This is a genomic window from Bacillus sp. Marseille-Q3570, assembly GCF_946151055.1.
Classification (GTDB): Bacteria; Bacillota; Bacilli; order Bacillales; family Fictibacillaceae; genus Pseudalkalibacillus.
This window is the reverse complement of sequence record NZ_CAMGYZ010000013.1, coordinates 41,454-62,465: the sequence shown is the minus strand read 5'-3', so window position 1 is coordinate 62,465 and position 21,012 is coordinate 41,454. Positions and strand designations below refer to the sequence as shown.

Annotated in this window: 21 protein-coding genes; 6 read left to right on the top strand and 15 right to left on the bottom strand. The window is 40.9% G+C overall.

What is annotated here, in order from left to right; genetic code table 11:
- Positions 1-472: 472 nt before the first annotated feature.
- The 5 genes from pyc to glsA all read right to left on the bottom strand — a co-directional run bounded on the left by pyc (position 473) and on the right by glsA (position 7,552).
- Positions 473-3,910, bottom strand: coding sequence for a pyruvate carboxylase (gene pyc / locus N8M93_RS17240; protein ID WP_261133854.1), 3,438 nt, complete (start codon positions 3,908-3,910; stop codon positions 473-475).
- A gap of 25 nt (positions 3,911-3,935) precedes the next feature.
- Positions 3,936-5,126, bottom strand: coding sequence for a putative lipid II flippase FtsW (gene ftsW, locus N8M93_RS17235; RefSeq protein WP_261133853.1), 1,191 nt, complete (start codon positions 5,124-5,126; stop codon positions 3,936-3,938).
- A gap of 83 nt (positions 5,127-5,209) precedes the next feature.
- Entirely contained in the window at positions 5,210-5,686 is a 477-nt protein-coding gene (locus tag N8M93_RS17230; RefSeq protein ID WP_261133852.1) for a site-2 protease family protein, read from the bottom strand.
- Between the two features lie 568 nt (positions 5,687-6,254).
- The gene (locus N8M93_RS17225) at positions 6,255-6,533 is read right to left on the bottom strand and encodes a YlaN family protein (protein ID WP_261133851.1); all 279 of its coding nucleotides are present in this window, start codon (positions 6,531-6,533) and stop codon (positions 6,255-6,257) included.
- 89 nt (positions 6,534-6,622) lie between these two features.
- On the bottom strand, positions 6,623-7,552 hold the full coding sequence (glsA, locus tag N8M93_RS17220) for a glutaminase A (RefSeq protein ID WP_261133850.1): 930 nt from the start codon (positions 7,550-7,552) through the stop codon (positions 6,623-6,625).
- 141 nt (positions 7,553-7,693) lie between these two features.
- On the opposite strand from glsA, the gene N8M93_RS17215 reads away from it, so the two are divergent.
- On the top strand, positions 7,694-8,185 hold the full coding sequence (locus N8M93_RS17215) for a peptidyl-prolyl cis-trans isomerase (RefSeq protein ID WP_261133849.1): 492 nt from the start codon (positions 7,694-7,696) through the stop codon (positions 8,183-8,185).
- Between the two features lie 244 nt (positions 8,186-8,429).
- Entirely contained in the window at positions 8,430-9,053 is a 624-nt protein-coding gene (locus N8M93_RS17210) for a YhcN/YlaJ family sporulation lipoprotein (protein ID WP_261133848.1), read from the top strand.
- Positions 9,054-9,192: 139 nt separating this feature from the next.
- On the opposite strand, the gene N8M93_RS17205 is transcribed toward N8M93_RS17210, so the two are convergent.
- Positions 9,193-9,648, bottom strand: a complete 456-nt coding sequence (locus N8M93_RS17205; RefSeq protein WP_261133847.1) for a pyridoxamine 5'-phosphate oxidase family protein — start codon at positions 9,646-9,648, stop codon at positions 9,193-9,195.
- A gap of 278 nt (positions 9,649-9,926) precedes the next feature.
- Here N8M93_RS17205 and N8M93_RS17200 point away from each other — a divergent pair, with 278 nt between their 5' ends.
- Complete coding sequence (locus tag N8M93_RS17200; RefSeq protein WP_261133846.1) at positions 9,927-10,127, top strand: YlaI family protein; 201 nt, start codon at positions 9,927-9,929, stop codon at positions 10,125-10,127.
- 4 nt (positions 10,128-10,131) lie between these two features.
- Here the strand turns inward: N8M93_RS17200 and N8M93_RS17195 are convergent, their stop codons facing one another.
- The 3 genes from N8M93_RS17195 to typA all read right to left on the bottom strand — a co-directional run bounded on the left by N8M93_RS17195 (position 10,132) and on the right by typA (position 12,934).
- Entirely contained in the window at positions 10,132-10,401 is a 270-nt protein-coding gene (locus tag N8M93_RS17195) for a hypothetical protein (protein WP_261133845.1), read from the bottom strand.
- 343 nt (positions 10,402-10,744) lie between these two features.
- Positions 10,745-11,071 carry a YlaH-like family protein gene (locus N8M93_RS17190; protein WP_261133844.1) on the bottom strand — a complete coding sequence of 109 codons (327 nt, stop codon included), beginning with the start codon at positions 11,069-11,071 and terminating at the stop codon, positions 10,745-10,747.
- A gap of 21 nt (positions 11,072-11,092) precedes the next feature.
- On the bottom strand, positions 11,093-12,934 hold the full coding sequence (gene typA, locus N8M93_RS17185) for a translational GTPase TypA (RefSeq protein ID WP_261133843.1): 1,842 nt from the start codon (positions 12,932-12,934) through the stop codon (positions 11,093-11,095).
- 192 nt (positions 12,935-13,126) lie between these two features.
- Here typA and N8M93_RS17180 point away from each other — a divergent pair, with 192 nt between their 5' ends.
- The gene (locus tag N8M93_RS17180) at positions 13,127-13,318 is read left to right on the top strand and encodes a YlaF family protein (RefSeq protein WP_261133842.1); all 192 of its coding nucleotides are present in this window, start codon (positions 13,127-13,129) and stop codon (positions 13,316-13,318) included.
- Between the two features lie 260 nt (positions 13,319-13,578).
- Here the strand turns inward: N8M93_RS17180 and N8M93_RS17175 are convergent, their stop codons facing one another.
- From N8M93_RS17175 to N8M93_RS17165, 3 genes are all read right to left on the bottom strand, one after another.
- The gene (locus N8M93_RS17175; RefSeq protein WP_261133841.1) at positions 13,579-14,064 is read right to left on the bottom strand and encodes a GNAT family N-acetyltransferase; all 486 of its coding nucleotides are present in this window, start codon (positions 14,062-14,064) and stop codon (positions 13,579-13,581) included.
- Entirely contained in the window at positions 14,042-14,839 is a 798-nt protein-coding gene (locus N8M93_RS17170) for an inositol monophosphatase family protein (RefSeq protein WP_396125656.1), read from the bottom strand. Before N8M93_RS17170 ends, N8M93_RS17175 begins: the two co-directional genes overlap by 23 nt.
- A gap of 125 nt (positions 14,840-14,964) precedes the next feature.
- On the bottom strand, positions 14,965-15,153 hold the full coding sequence (locus N8M93_RS17165; RefSeq protein ID WP_221563994.1) for a hypothetical protein: 189 nt from the start codon (positions 15,151-15,153) through the stop codon (positions 14,965-14,967).
- A gap of 207 nt (positions 15,154-15,360) precedes the next feature.
- Between N8M93_RS17165 and N8M93_RS17160 the strand changes: the two genes are divergently transcribed.
- Complete coding sequence (locus tag N8M93_RS17160; protein ID WP_261133840.1) at positions 15,361-16,002, top strand: YktB family protein; 642 nt, start codon at positions 15,361-15,363, stop codon at positions 16,000-16,002.
- Between the two features lie 341 nt (positions 16,003-16,343).
- On the opposite strand, the gene N8M93_RS17155 is transcribed toward N8M93_RS17160, so the two are convergent.
- Entirely contained in the window at positions 16,344-17,300 is a 957-nt protein-coding gene (locus tag N8M93_RS17155) for a nitronate monooxygenase family protein (RefSeq protein ID WP_261133839.1), read from the bottom strand.
- An 808-nt stretch (positions 17,301-18,108) separates the two neighbouring features.
- Here N8M93_RS17155 and N8M93_RS17150 point away from each other — a divergent pair.
- Positions 18,109-19,584 carry an aminotransferase class I/II-fold pyridoxal phosphate-dependent enzyme gene (locus N8M93_RS17150; protein ID WP_261133838.1) on the top strand — a complete coding sequence of 492 codons (1,476 nt, stop codon included), beginning with the start codon at positions 18,109-18,111 and terminating at the stop codon, positions 19,582-19,584.
- A gap of 74 nt (positions 19,585-19,658) precedes the next feature.
- On the opposite strand, the gene N8M93_RS17145 is transcribed toward N8M93_RS17150, so the two are convergent.
- Together N8M93_RS17145 and N8M93_RS17140 are read right to left on the bottom strand one after the other, a co-directional pair.
- Complete coding sequence (locus N8M93_RS17145; protein WP_261133837.1) at positions 19,659-19,787, bottom strand: GapA-binding peptide SR1P; 129 nt, start codon at positions 19,785-19,787, stop codon at positions 19,659-19,661.
- Between the two features lie 777 nt (positions 19,788-20,564).
- Complete coding sequence (locus tag N8M93_RS17140) at positions 20,565-20,864, bottom strand: DUF3055 domain-containing protein (RefSeq protein WP_261133836.1); 300 nt, start codon at positions 20,862-20,864, stop codon at positions 20,565-20,567.
- Positions 20,865-21,012 lie beyond the last annotated feature (148 nt).

Below are 21,012 nucleotides of genomic sequence, written 5' to 3'. Positions count from 1 at the left end.
TTGCTCTTGCACTTAAAGAAAGTATAAGGGCAACTAAGGCTCGACCTACAAAAGGCTTGGTCTCGCCAAGTTTTCTTTAAAAGTCATTGGTTTCCGCTCCAGGATGCTCCCTTTCCACGGGGCGTGCGGTGAGTCCACTTGTCGCCTTGCGACCTCGGGAGTCTCCTTTTCAAGGAAGCATTTGTGCTCCAGTGTCTACAAGAAAGTGCTGTCGAAGCGAGCTTCCTTATGCCTTACGAGGAGATTATTCAGGTAGTAGGCACACTGATCCCGCAGGACAAGGAAAGCTTCGGGAGCGTTACATCGCACGAAGAAAATGCGATTTTCATTTTCGAGGAGTCTCGCACCTTGCTCTCCAATCCACTTGCACAAGGTGTTTTTTTTAAATGACTCAAAAGCAACAATCTTTTAGAAAAGAGCCAAAATGGAAAACGGTTCTCATGCTCAGGAAGCATGAGAACCGTCGCCACAATTATGCTAATTCAATCAATAGATCACCAGGTTGTATGGTCGTCCCGTTCGATACGAACAGGTCTTTAACTTCGGCGTCGTATGGAGCTTGAATCGTGGTCTCCATTTTCATCGCTTCTGTAATCATCAGATGATCACCTTTTTTAACCTTTTCAGCTTTTTCAACAAGTACTTTTATTACAGTTCCAGGCATCGAGGCCCCTATATGTTTCTCGTTGTTCTTATCTGCTTTCGGTTTAGCAACCACTTCAGCTTTTACATTCTCGTCTTTTACAACTACTTCACGAGGTTGTCCATTTAACTCGAAATAAACAGTTCTCGTACCATCTAATTGTGGCTCTCCAATTGAGACCAGTTTTAAAATCAATGTCTTACCTTGCTCAATTTCAACTTCGACTTCTTCACCAAGCCTCATACCGTATAAGAATGTAGGTGTATCAAGAACACTGATATCACCAAACTGAGCGATCATTTGCTCTCGATCAAGATAAACCTTCGGATAAAGAGCATAAGAAATAAGATCATGACTTGTAACCGGTCGATTCAATTTATGGTAGAGTATATCTTGCAATTCTTTGAAATCTACTGGTTCCAGCATTTCACCTGGTCTAGCGTCAAGCGGTTCTCTTCCTTTCAGAATGAGTTGCTGCAACTCTCTTGGAAAACCTTGATACGGCTGTCCCAAATATCCCTGGAACATTTCGACAACTGAATCAGGAAAATCGAGTGATTGACCTTTTTCGAAAATGTCATCTTCAGTCAGATCATTTTGTACCATATAAAGGGCCATATCACCAACCACCTTTGATGATGGTGTAACTTTGACTATATCTCCGAACATGTCATTCACCCGGCGGTACATGCTTTTAACTTCATCCCAACGATCACCGAGACCGACAGCTTTTGCCTGCTGTTGTAGGTTACTATATTGTCCACCTGGCATCTCGTGGTCATAAACCTCTGTATGTGGTGCGATCAGACCGCTTTCGAATCCTTGATAATATTTTCGGACATCTTCCCAATAGTGAGAGAGCTCTTCAAGATCATGGATCGATACTTTCGGCTGTCTTCTACTTCCTTCAAGTGCGTAATAAAGGGAATTCGCACTCGGCTGGGAGGTCATACCTGCCATTGAACTGATTGCCACATCCACAATATCGACGCCAGCATCTACGGCTTTGGCATAAGTCATGATTCCGTTTCCGCTCGTGTCATGAGTATGGAGATGGATCGGTATGTTCACGGATGCTTTTAAAGCAGAGATCAACTCGTATGCTGCTTGAGGTTTCAACAAACCAGCCATATCTTTTATACCAAGGATATGTGCGCCTGCTTGCTCAAGCTCTTTTGCCATATTCACATAATAATCCAAATTATACTTCGGCCTTTTGGGGTCTAGAATATCCCCTGTATAACAAATAGATGCTTCTGCAACTTTCCCAGTTTCCCTTACCGCATCAATTGCAACCTTCATTCCATCAAGCCAATTCAAGCTATCAAAAATCCGGAACACATCAATCCCTGCTGCTGCAGATTTACTTACGAATTCACGTATGACGTTATCCGGATAATTTTTATAACCAACGGCATTTGAAGCTCTCAAAAGCATTTGGAATAAAACATTCGGAGACTTTTTCCTAAGTTGGATCAATCGTTCCCAGGGATCTTCATTCAGAAAGCGATAAGAAACATCAAATGTAGCTCCTCCCCACATTTCCAGAGAAAAGAGCTCTGGAACTTGGCGGGAAGTCGGTTCTGCGATTTGAAGCAGATCATGAGTTCTTACTCGTGTTGCCAGCAGAGATTGATGAGCATCCCTGAAAGTTGTGTCTGTCAGCAGCACTTCCTCACGGGATTTAATCCATTCCGTTAGTCCTTCGACACCGTGTACATCCAAAATTTGTTTCGTTCCATCAAGTAAAGGTTTCGAATAGTTTACATAAGGAATTCTCGGTTTACTGAACGCTGGCTTCTTTTGCACACCTAATCCTGGGAAACCATTGACTGTGACATTTGCGATATAAGAAAGCATTTTCGTCCCGCGGTCTTTCCTTTTCGGAAACACGAACAATTCCGGTGTTGTATCAATGAATGACGTATTGTATTCAGCAGAAACGAACTTCTCATGCTTGATTACATTTTCAAGGAACGATATGTTCGTCTTGATGCCACGGATTCGGAACTCTCTTAAGTTACGGACCATTTTGGAAGCTGCCTGTTCAAATGACAATGCCCATGTAGAGACTTTGACGAGCAAGGAATCATAGTGAGGCGTAATCACAGCACCCTGGAATCCGTTTCCTGCATCAAGACGAACCCCAAATCCCCCTCCAGTACGATAAGCCATGATCTTTCCAGTATCAGGCATGAAATTATTCGCTGGGTCTTCAGTCGTTACACGGCATTGTATCGCAAAGCCATGGCAATCAATCTTGTCTTGCATCGGTATCCCTAGAGGTTTCTCATGTAACTGATACCCCTCAGCAATCATGATTTGTGATTGTACAATATCAATACCAGTGATCATTTCAGTGATCGTGTGTTCGACTTGGACTCGTGGATTCACTTCAATAAAGTAGAATGAACCATTTTCTGAAACAAGGAATTCGACTGTACCAGCGTTCACATAACCGATATTGTCCATCAATTTTACAGCTGCCTCACAGATCTCATCTCGTTGTTCCTGAGTCAATGAAACACTCGGTGCTACTTCAACGACTTTCTGGTGACGACGCTGGACAGAGCAATCCCGGTCATACAAATGAACGACATTCCCGTGGTTATCAGCCAGGATTTGAACTTCAATATGCTTCGGATTTTCAACAAACTTCTCAACATAGATTTCGTCTTTACCAAAAGCAGCTTTTGCTTCTGATTTTGCCCGATCATAGGCATCAGCAAGTGAAGCCATATTCCGGACGATTCTCATTCCTCTTCCGCCACCGCCAAGGGTCGCTTTAATGATGATTGGAAAACCATGCTCTTTCGCAAAACTTCTTACATCATCAAGGGTTTCGACCGGACCATCACTACCCGGTATAACAGGAATATCAGCCTTGATCGCTTGTTCCCTTGCTTTAACTTTGTCACCGAACATATCCAAATGTTCAGTATTCGGACCAATGAAGATGATCCCCTCTTCTTCGCATCTTTTGGCGAAATGAGTATTTTCTGAAAGGAATCCATAACCTGGATGGATGGCATCCACGTCATAACGTTTCGCCACTTCAATAATGCCTTCGATATCAAGGTACGCATCAATCGGCTTTTTACCTTCTCCGATCAAATAAGCTTCATCTGCTTTGTATCGATGGAAAGACCCAGAGTCTTCCTTAGAGTAGACCGCTACTGTACGTATATCCAGTTCTGTACAAGCACGAAAGATTCGAATGGCAATTTCTCCACGGTTCGCGACAAGAATTTTGTTGATCTTTTGCATTTTGATATTCCTCCCTAGTTTGTGGTTAACGTTGCTGTGAAACGACTTTCAACTTGGTACGTTGCTGTGGCATAGGGTGGGATTGATCAGCAGGAGGATTTTGCTGTTTACGATATTTTACAAACATCGATATGTTCACAAGTATTCCCATACTGATCATAAGTAATATAAGTGAGGAACCTCCATAACTGATGAATGGTAATGTTACACCAGTAAGCGGAAGTGTCCCTGAAGCTGCTCCAAGATTGACAATGGTCTGGATTCCGATCATGCCGGATATCCCGATCGCCAAAAGGCTGCCGAATGCATCTTTACAATGCAATCCAACATATATCCCTTTAAAAACGAGGAACATGATCATCAAAATGATAACCAATACTCCGATAAAGCCTAATTCTTCAGCAATGATGGCAATGATGAAGTCAGTATGCGGATGGGGCAGGAAGCCATATTTCTGGATGCTTTGACCCAATCCTTTACCAAACAAACCACCAGTACCCAATGCCAGGTATCCATTGATCAACTGCATACCATCACCTGATGGATCATCAAAGGGCCGGTAAGCAGCAGCAAATCGTGATAATTGTTCTTGTGTCAATAAAAATTTATACCCGATAAACCCTAATAACCCAAGGCTGCCTGCCATCATCGATAAATGTGTCCATTTCATTCCGGAACATAAAAGGATCACTGCAGCAGACATCGCAATGACCAACATACCACCTAGATCCGGTTGAATGAAGACGAGCGAGCAGACAAGTGATAAAACAATTAATGGCGGGACTACACCAGTCTTGAAATCCGATATGTAATCCTGTTTCTTCGAAAAGACGGATGCCAAATAAATGATGATCCCGATCTTAGCATATTCAGCTGGTTGGATACTGAATCCACCGACTGAAAACCATGCTTTCGCTCCATTCACCTCGGATCCTATGAATTTCACCAGAATTAACGAACCGAGCATCGCAAGGGTTATTGGTACGATCAACTTCTGGTACATCTTATATGGTAAAATCATGAATATGAAAAATGCGATAATGCCAAGCAAGACCCAGACGAAATGTTTCTTGAAAAAATGGTCACTTTGGAATCCATACTGTGTAACCGCAATAATCATACTGGCACTGTACACCATCACGAGACCGATTGTACATAAAGCCAGTACAACCGCTATCATTGAATAATCATAGTTTTTAAACATTTTTTTGAACATGATGGGCAACCCTCACAATGATTTGTTATATCCAAAACTATTCGAGTAAAACGACATTTTTCCTTCCTAGAAAGGAAGAATTCCTAGATTTGTCTAGGGTTTGTAATAATACTCCATAAACTTTCCAATAGAATAAAGCCGTCAGATTTCCGCCCTTTGATTTTATAAGGGAGTAGATTCCCAATAGCGATCCATATGTTAATGTAAGCAAATATTGAGAGAGCTTTATCTAAAATGGATGAAAAATCCATAGGATAGAAACCGAAAATAAAGAAAGCAGTAACTGCATTGATCAAAGGTCCATTTAAAGTGATGAGGAAACGATTGAGTGAGCTTGTTTCATCCATTTCCCCTGATAATGTATGAGCACCAATAAAATAAAACAAGCGGTATTCGATACAAAGAAACTGATTATTGATATGTAAAACCCGCGGACCTATACCGAGTTGCATCCGTGAATCTTTGAGCCCGGTGAGACGAGCAGTAAGATAATGGCCAAGTTCATGTATGAACGTAGCTAACGGAAATAGTACAAGAACAATTAGCAAAACGATATGCATCCTCCTCTGGGGACGGTTCTCATGCTTCCTGAGCATGAGAACCGTTTTTCTTGGCTCTTTTCTAAAAGATTGTTGCTTTTGAGTCATTTTAAAAACTCACCTTGTGCAAGTTGATTGGAGAACAAGGTGCAAGACTCCTCGAATATGAAAATCGCATTTTCTTCGTGCGATATAACGCTGCCGAACCTTTCCTTGTCCTGCGGGATCAGTGTGCCTACTACCTGAATCATCTCCTCGCAAGGCATGCGACGAGGAAGCTTGCTTCGAAAGGACTTTCTAGTAGACGCAAGAGCACAAATGCTTCCTTGAAAAGGAGACTTCCGAGGTCGCAAGGCGACAAGTGGGCCCATCGCACGCCCCGCGGAAAGCGAGCATCCTGGAGCGGATATCAACCACTTTTAAAGAAAACTTGGCGAGACCAAGCCTTTTGTAGGTCGAGCCTTAGTTGCCCTTATAATTCCTTTAAGTGCAAGAGCAACAAAGTTTGCGAAAACAACGAAAGTAAAAAACTCAAACCATCATACGATAGTTTGAGCTTTATTTATATAGATGAACTTTGACCATGCCATCATTTAGACCAAGCATCATGTAAAGCTGTCAGTTGACGTTCAAGCGATTCTAGTAACGCCTTTCCTTGCTCAGCTTCAATCAAATCCAAACGGACTGCAAAATCTATCTCTCTGGAAAGTCCGAACATTTGAGTGTCAAGGACTTCCTCATAGAGAGGGCATTGCGGCATCGTCAAGTTTTCCATCTGAACCTCAATCAATTTAAGTATCTTTTCAGCATCCGCTTGAAGCAATGCAAATGCTTTTTCACGATGACCGGTAACCAACTCAGTCGACAAATCGAATCCCTCCGTTCCAAGTGCCTCTCTCTATTACCTATACTATCGTTTAAAAGCCTAAATTGCAACACAAATCAAACAGCATCCGCTTAAAATATGCTTAAGTCGTAACGTTGGGAAAGCATTTCAAGCAATTTCACACCACCAATACTGTTACCTTTATCATTCAGCGCAGGGCCATATACACCTATTCCTATCGATGGTGGAACAAGACCAAGAATTGCTCCAGAAACACCGCTTTTTGATGGAATTCCAACCTGAATTGCAAATTCCCCTGATGCATTATACATTCCACATGTCACCATGAATGTCTTGACAATGGTAGCAATCCTCTCAGGCAGGATTCTGCGGTTAGTCTCAGGATCCAGTCCTTTGTTTGCAAGGATCATCCCGATCCGAGCCAAATCCACACAAGTCACTTGTATCGCACACTGCTTCGTGTATAACTCGATCAATTCGTCTACATCGCCATGGACGATGCTATGCTGTTTCATGAAATAACATAACGAACGGTTAAGGTTAGCCGTGTCAAATTCCGATCGGGCAACTTCTTCGTCTATATCGATACTTGAATTATTGGTCATATCATGAACGAGAGCTAATAACCTCCCAAGCTTTTCATGGACTGAATTACCGTAAATCATGCTTGTCACCACTAAAGCTCCAGCATTGATCATTGGATTCAAAGGCTTTGCTGGTACTTGTGTTTCCAACTTCGCAATTGAATTGAATGGATCTCCAGTAGGTTCCATCCCCACTTTCTGGAAAACTTCATATTCTCCACGGTCCATGATTGCCAGGGCCAGAGCCAACACTTTCGACACACTTTGCAGAGTGAACTTCTTTTCAACATCGCCAGCCTTGACACATTTATCATTCGTATAGTAGAGAGCAAGCGATAAATCACTTTGATCCGCTCTTTCCAATGCAGGGATATAACTTGCAACTTTTCCTTGATCTGTGTATTTTCTAGCACGCTCAACTAGTTCTAATAATTCCTCATCTGTTTCGCAATACATGAAATACGAGCACCTCCAAATCATCAGCTGCTACTAAAATTACAATGGTCATTTCTTCTATTAGTAGTACTATACCCTAATGTGACAAAATGAAGAGGGAACGTTATACTTAATACTGAATTTTTTTAAGGAGTGAATAAGATGGAATCCATCGTTTTGATTAAAGGAAAGGTCTCATACCCAATCACACTGGATCCAGGTGTCTGGATTTTTGATGATAGAAAAGTTGATTTAAGTACATATTTCAACGAAGAAAAAATCGAGCATGAAGATTCATATACGAAAGACGTGTCCCAGCATTGGGACAGGGAGAGGACGGAAGGAGCCAAAGTCCCTACTCGAACAAACGAAAATAAGATTCGGTTTAATAAGGATGAGTTATTCACAAAATCCTATGGTATCCCGTTAAATCCTTTCCTCGAAAATGCAAAACCAACGAATGCCGAAGCCATTGAATTGCATACATCTACAGATAAGGTTATATCCCTCACGATAGAAGAAGCTAAAAGTGGGATTCTAGGTTTTTCACTTAATGGAAAACCACTAACAGATGGACCGGTCCATTTTTATCATGGAGATGGCTCCAACCAAAACGATCCTGTCCGGGACATCAACCGGATCATTGTAATATAGCTTTTTTGTTTTTGGGGTAGGTGCTGGATTTGATTCGAAAACGTTCGCAAACTCAAAGACAACAATTTATGTGGAAACCGGCAAAATAAAAAACCTGAGGGCTGAACCTAGGGTGTTTCACTTTGGCTCAACCCTTTTTTATTGAAGGCATGTGCTCTCACAATAACCTATGTCTATTTGAATAAAGTTAGAAGAATATACGAAGAATAACCGTAACTTGAGTTATATGAAAGGATGAACAACGTTGCGGAAACTTCCTTATTTCTTGGTTATGCTTTGTGTGGTACTGTTGATCTCATGTCAAAATAATAAAAATGACGAAAGCTTAGGTAATGATGAAAAACGAGTTCAAGTAAAGCAAAGTGTCGAATATAACAAAGATGAGCGTAAGAGCTCTAGACAAATCTCAAAACGGCTTGTAGATATTGCGACAAGGGAACCTGATGTCAAGGATGCGACTGCAGTCGTCCTCGGAAAGTATGCAGTGGTCGGAATCGATGTTGCTGATCATATCGACCGATCCAGAGTAGGGTCAATCAAGTATAGTGTAGCTGAAGCTCTTCAACACGACCCTTATGGCGCTAATGCTGTCATAACAGCTGATCCAGACATATATGCACGTTTGCAAGAAATGGGTAAACAAATCAGTGCGGGTCAACCTGTCGGCGGCCTACTTGAAGAACTAGCAGCCATCACAGGTCGGCTTATGCCAGAGATTCCGGGTCAAATCAACAAAAAAGAACCAGATCCGGTGCGTAAAAATGATAAGAGCATTCCTAAAAACGAAGAGAAAAACCTTCAAAATCAACAGCAAAAACAAGGAAAAAGCACACCTAGCGATCCAAATAAAATTAAAGAAACTAGATAAATACCCTCAGGAATTTAAAACGGCCGTTCCAAAAAGTATCAAACACTTTATGGACAGCCGTTTTTTATTATTTCATTCTTATAGTCGTTAACCTCGAAACGTGAGTCACTTTTCCTTCAGAAGTTTCCGCCATCCAGATTCAGTTTTCTTTCAAAGCATTCATGACTTGCTTATCAAGTCGTGCTGCAGCCCGGGCATCATAGGTCTTTTCATATTGAGGCGGCTGAGATATCTTTGCCCCATAAAACATAGCATCTCTTATTTCTGAAATTTGCACTTTGATCATTGACAGTTTAATCGGTACGGAGTCCATTCGTTCCTGTACAACTTGAGCTTTTCCATTAATGACAGAGGTGGTTTCGTCTTCAATCAACGTAATAGAAATGTTTTCATTCGACTTGATGTTAGTGACCGCTTTTGAGCGGGAATCCACAGCAAATACGATTGTTTCGACATCAGGGGCATATACCCAGGAGATAGCATTGACATATGGAGTATGTTTAACAGGATCAACAGTATTTACTATTACATAGCACTCTTTTTGTAGTAAGCGAAATTGGGTTTCGTTCAACGATGATAAACTTTTCGTTGCCATCTTACCAGCTCCTTTTCTTCCATTTAAAGAACGTATTAATACTTTCGTCAATACAAGGGTAACTACTGCTCAACCTGCGCTAAGGCTTGACTTTGCCAAGTTTTCTTAACATGATAAATGCCAATTGATCCTCAATAATGAACTATCATTTCAATCTAATATAGTGTTGATCGATCAATGATATATATACCTTCTACAGATGACCCTCAACACCTTCACCGAGTAGTTTATACGTTACCACCTTCATGGTATACTTGTTGTAGAAAGAGGTGGACAAAATGCGTGTCAAATGTGTCTTATGTGATAAAATCGAAAAACTCGAAGATCAAAGCCCTTTAGCTAAGAAACTAAGAAACAGACCGATACACACATACATGTGTGAGTCTTGCCATTCAAGGATAAAAGAACGGACAGAAGATCGGAAGACATCAGGAAACTTTGTAACCTACCGCCATTCCTCTAAAGAAGAAACGTGGTAATTAATCAATTATATTTAGGTTCAGATTCGATCGATTCATATAACGCATCGATTAATTCGATCGGAAACTGCTTTTTGTAGTTTTTACCCTCTATTTTATAGTGGATGATATAAAAGGGGGGTTCCTGTTCAATTTGAATGTCGTTAACTGCATGATCATCCCTAAGGATTTCTTCAAAGAAATCCAACGTATCTTTTGCAGCTTGGTCGTCTTTTCTTTCATCAGAAACCTTCTTGATTGTAAGCCAATTATACAAAGCATCTTGTAAATTCATCAAATACCTCCGATTACAACTTTCCTTTAGGCTGTTTTCGCAAACGTTGTTGCTCTTGCACTTAAAGAAAGTAAAAAATACTTTCTTCAGTATAAGGGCAACTAAGGCTCGACCTACAAAAGGCTTGGTCTCGCCAAGTTTTCTTAAAGTCGTTGATTTCCGCTCCAGGATGCTCGCATTCCGCGGGGCGTGCGATGAGCCCGCAGGAGTCTCGCACCTTGCACTCCAATCAACTTGCACAAGGTGATTTTTTGAAAAATGACTCAAAAGCAACAATCTTTTAGAGCTTTCCTTTAAGTTTAAAAAGGGACTGACTTAAAATCAAGTCAGTCCCTTTAATTATTTATTGGCTTTGTTCTTTTTGTTCTTCTTTTTTTGATTGATTTAATCTGATTTTATAAATGATCAAAATCGCTGCTGCAACCATTAACCCTTCTGTTACAGGAAGGAATACAGCAAAAAAAGTCAGGACCGTACAACCGAGTCCAAGGAATATATAAACCACTGCCGCTTTCAACAATGGTAATTTCCGTGAAAAACCAAGCTTGAAAACGACGATCGATAATAGTAGTACGGTCAAATATAAAAACCACATACCGACTTCAGGATTCGTATCGACATTGTAAAGTTTAGCAAAGAACTGAAGACGTTCGTTGATATCTACTTCCAATGGTACCGTCTCCTTTTCTCATCAAGAATTTTGCTGTGCCAGCTTTTTCTTCTTCTCTAACCGTTCACGTTCATTCTTATCAAGAATTTTTTTCCGCAAACGAATGGATTCTGGTGTGACTTCACAATACTCATCATCATTCAAATATTCAAGAGCTTCTTCAAGTGTCATCACACGAGCCTTCTTCATCGATACAGTATTGTCTTTACCTGCTGAACGCATATTTGTCAGTTGTTTTACTTTTGTCAAGTTGACTGTGATGTCATTTTCCCGATTGTGTTCTCCAACGATCATACCTTCATAAATTTCTGTTCCAGGTTCAACAAAAATTGTTCCCCGATCTTCGACGTTAATAATTCCATATTGAGAAGCTTTACCGGATTCCATCGAAACGAGAACACCTTCACGACGACCGCCAATTTTTGCCTGGATATAAGGCTGATAGCTGTCGAAGGAATGATTCAAAATCCCATATCCACGAGTCAACGTCAAAAACTCTGTCGTATAACCGATCAATCCACGGGCAGGGACTAGGAATTCTAGTCTTACTTGGCCGTTGCCATGATTGACCATGTTGACCATTTCGCCTTTACGTTCACCAAGCGACTCCATGATCGCACCAGTATGCTCTTCAGGCACATCGATTTGCACACGTTCGACGGGCTCACATTTTTGTCCATCGATCTCCCGGATGATGACAACAGGTTTAGATACCTGTAGTTCGTAGCCTTCTCTTCTCATATTTTCGATCAAAATCGATAGATGAAGTTCTCCGCGTCCTGAAACAGTCCATACATCAGGAGAATCCGTATTTTCAACTCGTAAGCTGACATCGGTCTCAAGTTGCTGATTTAGTCTCTCTTCGATTTTGCGGCTTGTTAAATATTTTCCTTCCCGGCCAGCAAATGGGCTGTTGTTTACAAGGAAAGTCATTTGGATGGTTGGTTCATCGATTCGAAGAATTGGAAGCGGATCCTGGTTGTCTTCAGGACAAACCGTTTCCCCAACATTAATTTCTTCCATTCCGGATACAGCTACTAAGTCACCGGACTTCGCTTCTTGAATCTCAACGCGTTTCAATCCAAGGAAGCCGAATAGTTTCGTAACGCGGAATTTCTTGACAGAACCATCCAATTTCATCAATGCGACATGTTGTCCAACTTTGATCGTTCCTCTGAATACACGTCCGATTCCGATACGCCCTAAGTAGTCATTGTAATCCAATAACGATACCTGGAATTGCAACGGTTCTTCACTCGTATCCACTGGTGCTGGGATATGTTCCAGAATCGATTCGAAAATCGCGTTCATGTTATCATCCTGTTGTTCAGGATCAATGCTAGCTGTACCATTCAATGCAGATGCATAAACGACTGGGAATTCAAGTTGATCATCGTCTGCACCTAACTCGATGAATAGATCAAGGACTTCATCTACAACTTCAACCGGACGAGCAAATGGGCGATCGATTTTATTGACGACCACGATCGGTGTCAATTTCTGCTCAAGTGCTTTTTTCAACACGAAACGTGTCTGCGGCATACATCCTTCATACGCATCAACAAGAAGTAAAACACCGTCTACCATTTTCATGATACGTTCGACTTCACCACCGAAATCTGCGTGTCCAGGTGTATCCATGATGTTGATCCGCTTTTCCTTATAATTGATTGCTGTATTTTTAGCCAAAATCGTAATTCCACGTTCTTTTTCCAAATCATTGGAATCCATCGCACGCTCACTAACCTGTTCATTATCTCTGAACGTTCCTGATTGATGGAGCATCTGATCGACCAATGTTGTTTTCCCGTGGTCTACGTGGGCAATGATCGCTATATTGCGTAGTTCTTCTCGAAGATTCACTTCAATCTCTCCTTAATATGTGTGTTCAAAAAGTGGTGAATCACACTGTATATAAACATTATCGTTGATGACTTTTTGAACATCTTCTTAATGGTGTCAACCTAATTAAATTCAACTTTCCTATTATAACATAAATAATAAACTTTTTCTTTCACTCATTTTCCGATACACTGGGTTCTAGGAGGTTGAAACATGAATAAACAATCCATCATATTCATTTTAATTTCGGTTTTAGTGACTTTTAATATCGCATTGATTGGTGTAGCCATTGGGGAACAAAGCATCCTGCTGGCATTTGTTGCACTGGCCGCTACTTTCATTCTTATGGGGATAGGATTCAAACTGAAGAAAAAATTCAGAGATGAAAACCAGAATAACCTTTGAAGAAGGCGTCTTCCAAAATATCAGCAATAAAGTATGACAAAAACAAAATGAAAACAGGGAATTACCTTCGATCGGATTTTGAATTTTAGACCGATCAGGAAATTCCCTGTTTTTTATTCAGGCACTTTTCTTAAAGAGTGTTGCTTTTGAGTCATTTTAAAAATCCTTGTGGTCGAGCCTTAGTTGCCCTTATACTGAAGAAAGTATTTTATACTTTCTTTAAGTGCAAGAGCAACAACGTTTGCGAAAACAGCCTTTATTTATAGTGGCTTGGCTAATTTGATATATCTTTTATCTGTTGAGGTAGTCTCGGTGCCAATTTGTTCAAAACCACACGTAGCGAGAAAACGAAGCCATCCCACACGTTGGAACGGACATGCAGTAAATACGATATTATAGCCCTTCAGTTCCAATCTCTTGCATAAGTGATGCACTATCGAACTTCCATACCCATTACCCCTATATTCAGGGTTCACCATGATCATGCCAATCCAAGGTTTATTGTTTGAGGGTGCGTTTATGATATGAAAGCTGATCCCCTTGAGAGAATGATTTTCCTCCCACATCAACCAGTTCCCATCATATTTGTCATAAAGGGACATCCATACCTTTGTCCTCTGAAGGTCCATTTCTTTCTTTAATAATCCTTCTTCAGATAGCCATTCTGGTGATTGTTCAAGCCATTCCGTGATCACTTCAAAATCATCTTCAGTCAATTTCCGTTCAATCATTTGTAAGGTATTCATCAAGTATCTGTTCATGGAGACCTGATTTACCTGCGAATATCGAATTCTTGCCCAGCATGTCTAAAGGTTTACCATCCAAATTCGTGACACGCCCTCCTACTTCTTCTATCAAAATCTTTCCTGCAGCGAAATCCCATGGTGATAAGCGCATCGTAATATAGGCATCCAACCGTCCAGCGGCTACGAATGCGAGCTCGATGGCTGCTGATCCGTACGACCGTGTCCCTCTGCAGCGATCAACCACTGGTATTAACCGCGCTGGATCAATTCGCTTGTTCCTCGTAATCCAAGTTGCATTGATGGCAATGATCGATTTTTCGATAGGAACTTCCTCAAGATCAGGGAGTTTTACATTATTCAGATAGGCACCGTCATCCTTCACAGCATGAAACATTTCATCATAAATGACATTATATATGACGCCTACCATTCCGATCCCCTCGTGATATACACCAATAGAAATGGCAAAATTCGTTTGCTGATGGACAAAATTCATCGTTCCATCAATCGGGTCGATGATCCAGACAGTTCCATCCAAAGATGTAACTTCCTCACCCACGCCTTCTTCTCCTAATATTTTATGTTGTGGGTATGTTTCACTTATTTTATCAATCAAATATTGTTCTACTTCACGATCCATGTTTGTTACCAGATCATCCGCATTCGACTTCGTTTCCACAGTCAATTCCTTCTCGAAAGATTTGCGGATCACATCCCCAGCTTCATTTGCCCATGACACGGCTTGATCCCGTATATCATCCCAATTGATAGCCACATCCTCACTCCTTTTAAGTGCGGTCCAGTATGTATTTTGTATTTATAGCATAAATGCATTGTCTCTAAGCGTCCATAAAAAACGAACCCTGCAAGTAAAAGGTTCGTTCTATCTATTTACAATTATTATGCCTCTAATTGTAACATTTCTTGTCTCAATCGTTCTAATTTTTTCTTTGATCGTTTGATTTGTTCAGTATTTTTCGCTACGAGTGCCTCGTGTAGAGTTGCCAATTCATAATCGATTTCGAGTCGAAGAACTGGGATTCGACGCTCAGCTTCCGTTAATTTCAGCGTTTGAATCACTTGTTTCATGGTAACTCACACTCCTTTTCTTTTAACTTTGTTTACACTTCAAAGCTTGTTTTTATCATACTATTCTGAAATATTCGCGTGCAATTCCGCTGTTCTTTTTTAGCTTCCCACTTTTTCAACTTATATATTTACCTGAATCTGTTTAACATTTTGATAGACAATATTCGTATGCTACACTCATTTTATATACACAACGAGGTGAATCGCATGAATTTCAATGGTTTTACAGAACAGGATTTCAATGTATTCAATATTCAAGGGCTTGATGCAAGAATGGAAGCTATACAAAACCAAATTCGGCCAAAGCTTGAAAATTTAGGTGGATATTTTGCCCCGACACTATCTGCAGCCACGGGTGATGAGATGTTTTATCATACGGCTAAACATGCGAGGAGAACAGTGAATCCCCCGGATGATACCTGGGTAGCTTTCGCAAACAGTAAACGTGGGTACAAAAAGCTTCCACACTTTCAAATCGGTTTGTTTGAGAGTCATCTCTTCGTATGGTTTGCAGTGATTTATGAATCGCCAATTAAGAAGGATTTTGCAAAAATACTTAGTGAACATCAGGGTGAGGTCCTTAAACAGATTCCAGACGATTTCGTATGGTCAGTGGATCATACGAAGCCAGACGCTATCCCTCATTCTGAGGTTGATGAAGAAACGTTTTCTAAAATGACTACCCGTTTGAAAGATATAAAAAAAGCAGAATTACTTTGTGGGATCCACATCCCGAATCATGACCAAATTCTACAAGACGGGGAAGCCTTACTTTCAAAAATGGATCAGACATTCCATACATTAACCCTTCTTTATAATTATGCTAGTAAGGTTCATGCATCTAGTTAAATCCATTAAAGTTAATGTATTATATTACAGTTCTAAATTGAACGTATAGGTATTTATCCTTACATTTTCATTTTTTTAATGGATATGGGTTAAGTATCTATAATTTTGTTAGTAAGAAGATAGAAAAGAGCTGCCCGATTGCGGGTTCAGCTCTTTATTATTGACTGGTTGTTTCTAATGGGAGTCTTCAAGGAAAGTTAATAAGTGGTTATGAAATTGGAAATATGCGAGACTCCTGCAGAATAGCGCTAAGCAGATCCCATAAACGAATGAAGGATCTTGGAGTGATAATGAACTTCGATCGCCCTTGCGCTAAAACAACAATCTATGCGACATCTTTGTCATGACCATTTGTTTCGTATTTCTTCTGCTTCGGTTATCATTCTTGTGAAAAGTTCTTCCACTGATGGGATATCATTAATCCTTCCCATAACTTGACCTGCCCACCCAAAGCCTTGGTCCAACACTCCTTTATTTGCAAATGCTTGATTTGCTTTACCTGAAATATAAGTGCTGATCGCTTCATATGTCGGTTCCACTTTTTCAATCGATAAGATCTGATCAGTCCATCCATTCCGAATCACCCTCCCCGGGGCTCCCAACGACTTTTTAATAATGGAAGTGTCAGTTTCCGTACCGGAGAGTATTGCTTCTTTATAGTTCTGATGGGCATGCGTACATTCTTTTGTTGCAATGAATCGGGTACCCATCTCTATGCCTTCCGCCCCTAATGACAATGCTGCCATCAGTCCTCTACCATCACCGATTCCTCCAGAAGCAATGACAGGTATGGATATTTCATCAACTACTTGAGGTGTCAGAACCATAGTACTTATATCATCTTTTCCGATATGACCGCCACCTTCTTGACCAACAACCATCACTGCGTCGGCACCTAACTGCTCGGCTTTGACTGCTTGCCTTTTCGCAGCTACAAGGACAAGTTTTTTCACATTCACCCCTTCCAGTTGCTTGAAAACTGGACTCGGATTACCACCAGTCATCGAAATGACGGGAACCTGCTCATCAATCGAAACTTGGAGCATATCTTCAAATGGCCGACCGTGTTGCCCGATGGCATAATTCACCCCAAATGGTTGAGTCGTCTTTTCTTTTACTTTTCGAATTTCAGTTTTCAATTGATCGGGTGTTGTTAAAGACATGGCAGTTATTTGACCTAGTCCCCCTGCATTTGAGACTGCTGCAGCTAACTCAGAATACGCTAGATAAGCAAGACCTCCTTGAATGATCGGATACTTGATTCCTAATAATTCGGTTACACGAGTTTCCCAATTCACAAAATCACCCCAACGGATTGAATAAAATAATGGCACTATTCGTTTTAGTGTTGATTTTCCACGAAATTCACTCCCTTCCCACGGGCAAACGAAAAGCGGAAGTGACCTGTTTAGTGACGCAACATTGGAAGATTGACGAGGAGTCTGTGGATGAAAGTTTGAAGTGATCCATGTGATTGGTCGCTGAATTGGACCTCACTTCCTGTGAGCACTCTATCCTCGCTGAAACCAAGTTTAACGAACACGTTAACGGACACAGGAGACCTTATTTGACTAAAAGAATGGTGTTTTTCAAACCTAACGGACACCAGGGACCTTATTTCCCAAATCAAATAAGAAATCAGCTGCTTTGTTCACAAATAACGGCTGTGGTGTCCGTTAAGGTTTCGGAAGCAGCGAATTTGTCACAAATAAGGGCTCTGATGTCCGTTAACTGTAACATTGCTGCGGCCTCCCCTTGCTCGATGTTCCCGCCGGAGTGTCGTAAATTCCCCTCTAAATCAACAAACATATGACAGAGCCATAATAATTGTTAAACTGTAGACATGAATGTTTAGCAGTTCATGGATTTTCAGAAAAAAATAGCTTGCAAGCGTCTGTGGATTTGATATACTTTTCTTTGTTTTATATAAGTTTAGCATAACAAGCGATTCAGCTTGAAATATAATAAAAGCTTAGTGTTGATTCTCGTGAAAGTCACCGCTTTCAGCTGGCGATTCTCCCTAGGCGCTGTTCCCTTCGGTGCGCCGCTGATTTCAATTCTAATCAACATTAAGGTTTAACAAATACATTGAATGAGGTGTAATGATTGTCTCAATATGAAACACCGCTTTTTACCGGGCTCATGAATCACGCCAAACGGAATCCGATTCAATTCCATATACCAGGCCATAAGAAAGGCCGCGGGATGGACCCTGAATTCCGGGATTTCATCGGTGAAAACGCATTATCAATCGATTTGATCAATATCGGCCCATTGGATGACCTCCATCATCCCCATGGCATGATTAAAGAAGCGCAACAGCTTGCTGCAGAAGCATTCGACGCGGACCATACATTCTTTTCAGTACAAGGAACGAGCGGCGCCATCATGACGATGATTCTCGCTGTTTGTCATCCAGGAGATAAAATTCTTGTCCCAAGGAATGTGCATAAATCCGTCATGTCAGCGATCATTTTTTCCGGGGCTGTTCCAGTCTTCATCCATCCTGATATCGATCCGAACTTAGGGATATCTCATGGAATTACAACTGAATCAGTCAAAAAGGCACTTTCCCAAAATCCTGATGCAAAGGGATTGTTCGTCATCAACCCTACCTACTTCGGTATCAGTGCGGATTTAAAAGAAATCGTAGAGCTTGCTCATACTTATGATATTCCTGTTCTAGTAGACGAAGCGCATGGCGTGCATATTCACTTCCATGACAAATTACCATTGTCTGCAATGCAAGCAGGTGCGGATATGGCTGCGACAAGTGTTCACAAATTAGGCGGCTCCATGACCCAAAGTTCGATATTGAATGTAAGAGGAAATCTGGTTTCTCCAGAGAGCGTCCAATCAATTCTAAGTATGATGACGACAACTTCAACTTCATATATCTTACTTGCATCACTGGATGTAGCTCGTAAAAGGTTGGCTACTCAAGGGTACGAGTTAGCTGAACATTCAATCCATTTAGCCGAGACTGCTCGTAAACAAATCAATGAGATCCCAAACTTATATTGTGTCGGGAAAGAGATTTTAGGCACTCCTGCAACGTATGATTATGATCCGACAAAACTGATCATATCTGTAAAGGAGCTGAATATTTCCGGTTACGATGTAGAGGTTTGGCTACGAGAACAGCACAATATAGAGGTCGAGCTTTCAGACTTGTACAACATCCTCTGTATCATCACTGCTGGAGACCGTGAAGAAGAAGTACAAAGGCTGATCAGCGCTTTGACAGAATTAGCAAGCATGCACACAACTTCCGACAAAACTGTTACAAAAGCTGTGCCGGTAAGTGTTCCTGGTATTCCTGTATTATCCCTATCACCACGTGATGCTTTTTATGCAGATACAGAAAGCATTCCTTTTGAAGAATCAACAGGCAGGATCATTGCTGAATTTGTTATGATATATCCTCCTGGTATTCCGATCTTCATCCCTGGTGAAATCATCACTCAGGAAAATATCGACTATATCTTCGAGAACATCGATGCTGGATTACCTGTGCAAGGACCTGAGGACGAAACGTTGAAAACAATTCGGGTAATCAAAGAACATAAACCGATCAAATAAACCAGTACTGAAATATCAAAAGAGGCTGACTACCCGCCGTAAGGGTATCAGCCTCTTTCGTTTTCTCATTTATGTTATGCAGTCTTTTTACCATGTCTTTTTTTATTTTTGCAATCAGGACAATTGGAATACAACGTGGTTACCTTTTCAAATTCATAATGTTCAATGGTCGTGTTGCAATTTACACATACTACTGTTCCCATCGTTCTTTCCTCTCCCTTCGCTTTTGTAAGCGCTTTATTTATTCGTTACATCCATAATATGATGTCACATATAGAATGTCAAGGCTAAATTGTATGTCACATTAAATATTTATATGCATATTTATTCCAAAATGCAACGAGAGAAAGCTACACTTGAGAAGAGCCACATTTTTAAAGTTCTGAAACAGGAAATAGTATATCTTAAAGGAAGGCTGTTTTCGCAAACGTTGTTGCTCTTGCACTTAAAGAAAGTATAAAATACTTTCTTTAGTATAAGGGCAACTAAGGCTCGACCTACAAAAGGCTTGGTCTCGCCAAGTTTTCTTTAAAAGGCGTTGACTTCCGCTCCAGGATACTCGCATCACTCGTCGCCTTGCGACCTCAGGAGTCTCCTTTTCAAGGAAGCATTTGTGCTCCTGTCTACAAGAAAGTCCTGTCGAAGCGAGCTTCCTCGTCGCATGCCTTGCGAGGAGATTATTCAGGTAGTAGGCACGCTGATCCCGCTGGACAAGGAACGCTTCGGCAGCGTTACATCGCACGAAGAAAATGCGATTTTCATTTTCGTAGGAGTCCCGCACCTTGATCTCCAATCCACTTGCACAAGGATTTTTAAAATGACTCAAAAGCAACAATCTTTTAGAAAAGACCTTAAAGTAAAGAATATTGGGTCAAGCGGTCATGGTTGAACAAAGTTATTTTTGCTTTTTCCAAAATGAAAAAGGATCAACCATGATAACGGCTAGTTCCGTTTCTGGTCAATCCTGGTTAATCGATTATTCAATCATATTGTTCTGCAATCGGAGAGTAAGGGAGTGCTTCTTCAAAGAAAGTCAAAAGCTCTTCCGCTTCTTTCTTTGATTGAATTTTGAAGGCTTTTTGAATATTTTCCGTGTTCCTGAGGTCAGCGGCATCCATCAAAGTCGAGCGCCCGGTCTGCATGCAAACGACGAGCGGTTTCCCGAAGAACATGTTGGTATAGACGATTCCGAAATCGTAACGTACATGTTCCGTGGTAAATCCAACAAACCTCACTTTAACCGTTTCGTCTTCATCGTAGAGTTTGTCAAAGAATTCCATACCACGCCCTCCTTTTGAATTTTTTTGAATATTATAATTAATTATACTGACTCCTCTAAGAAAACACAACTTATTCGACAATCTTTTTAAATTACTTTTTTTAGTTGTAAATCCTGTCTTATAAAAGTTTTAAGGAACATCGAAATAA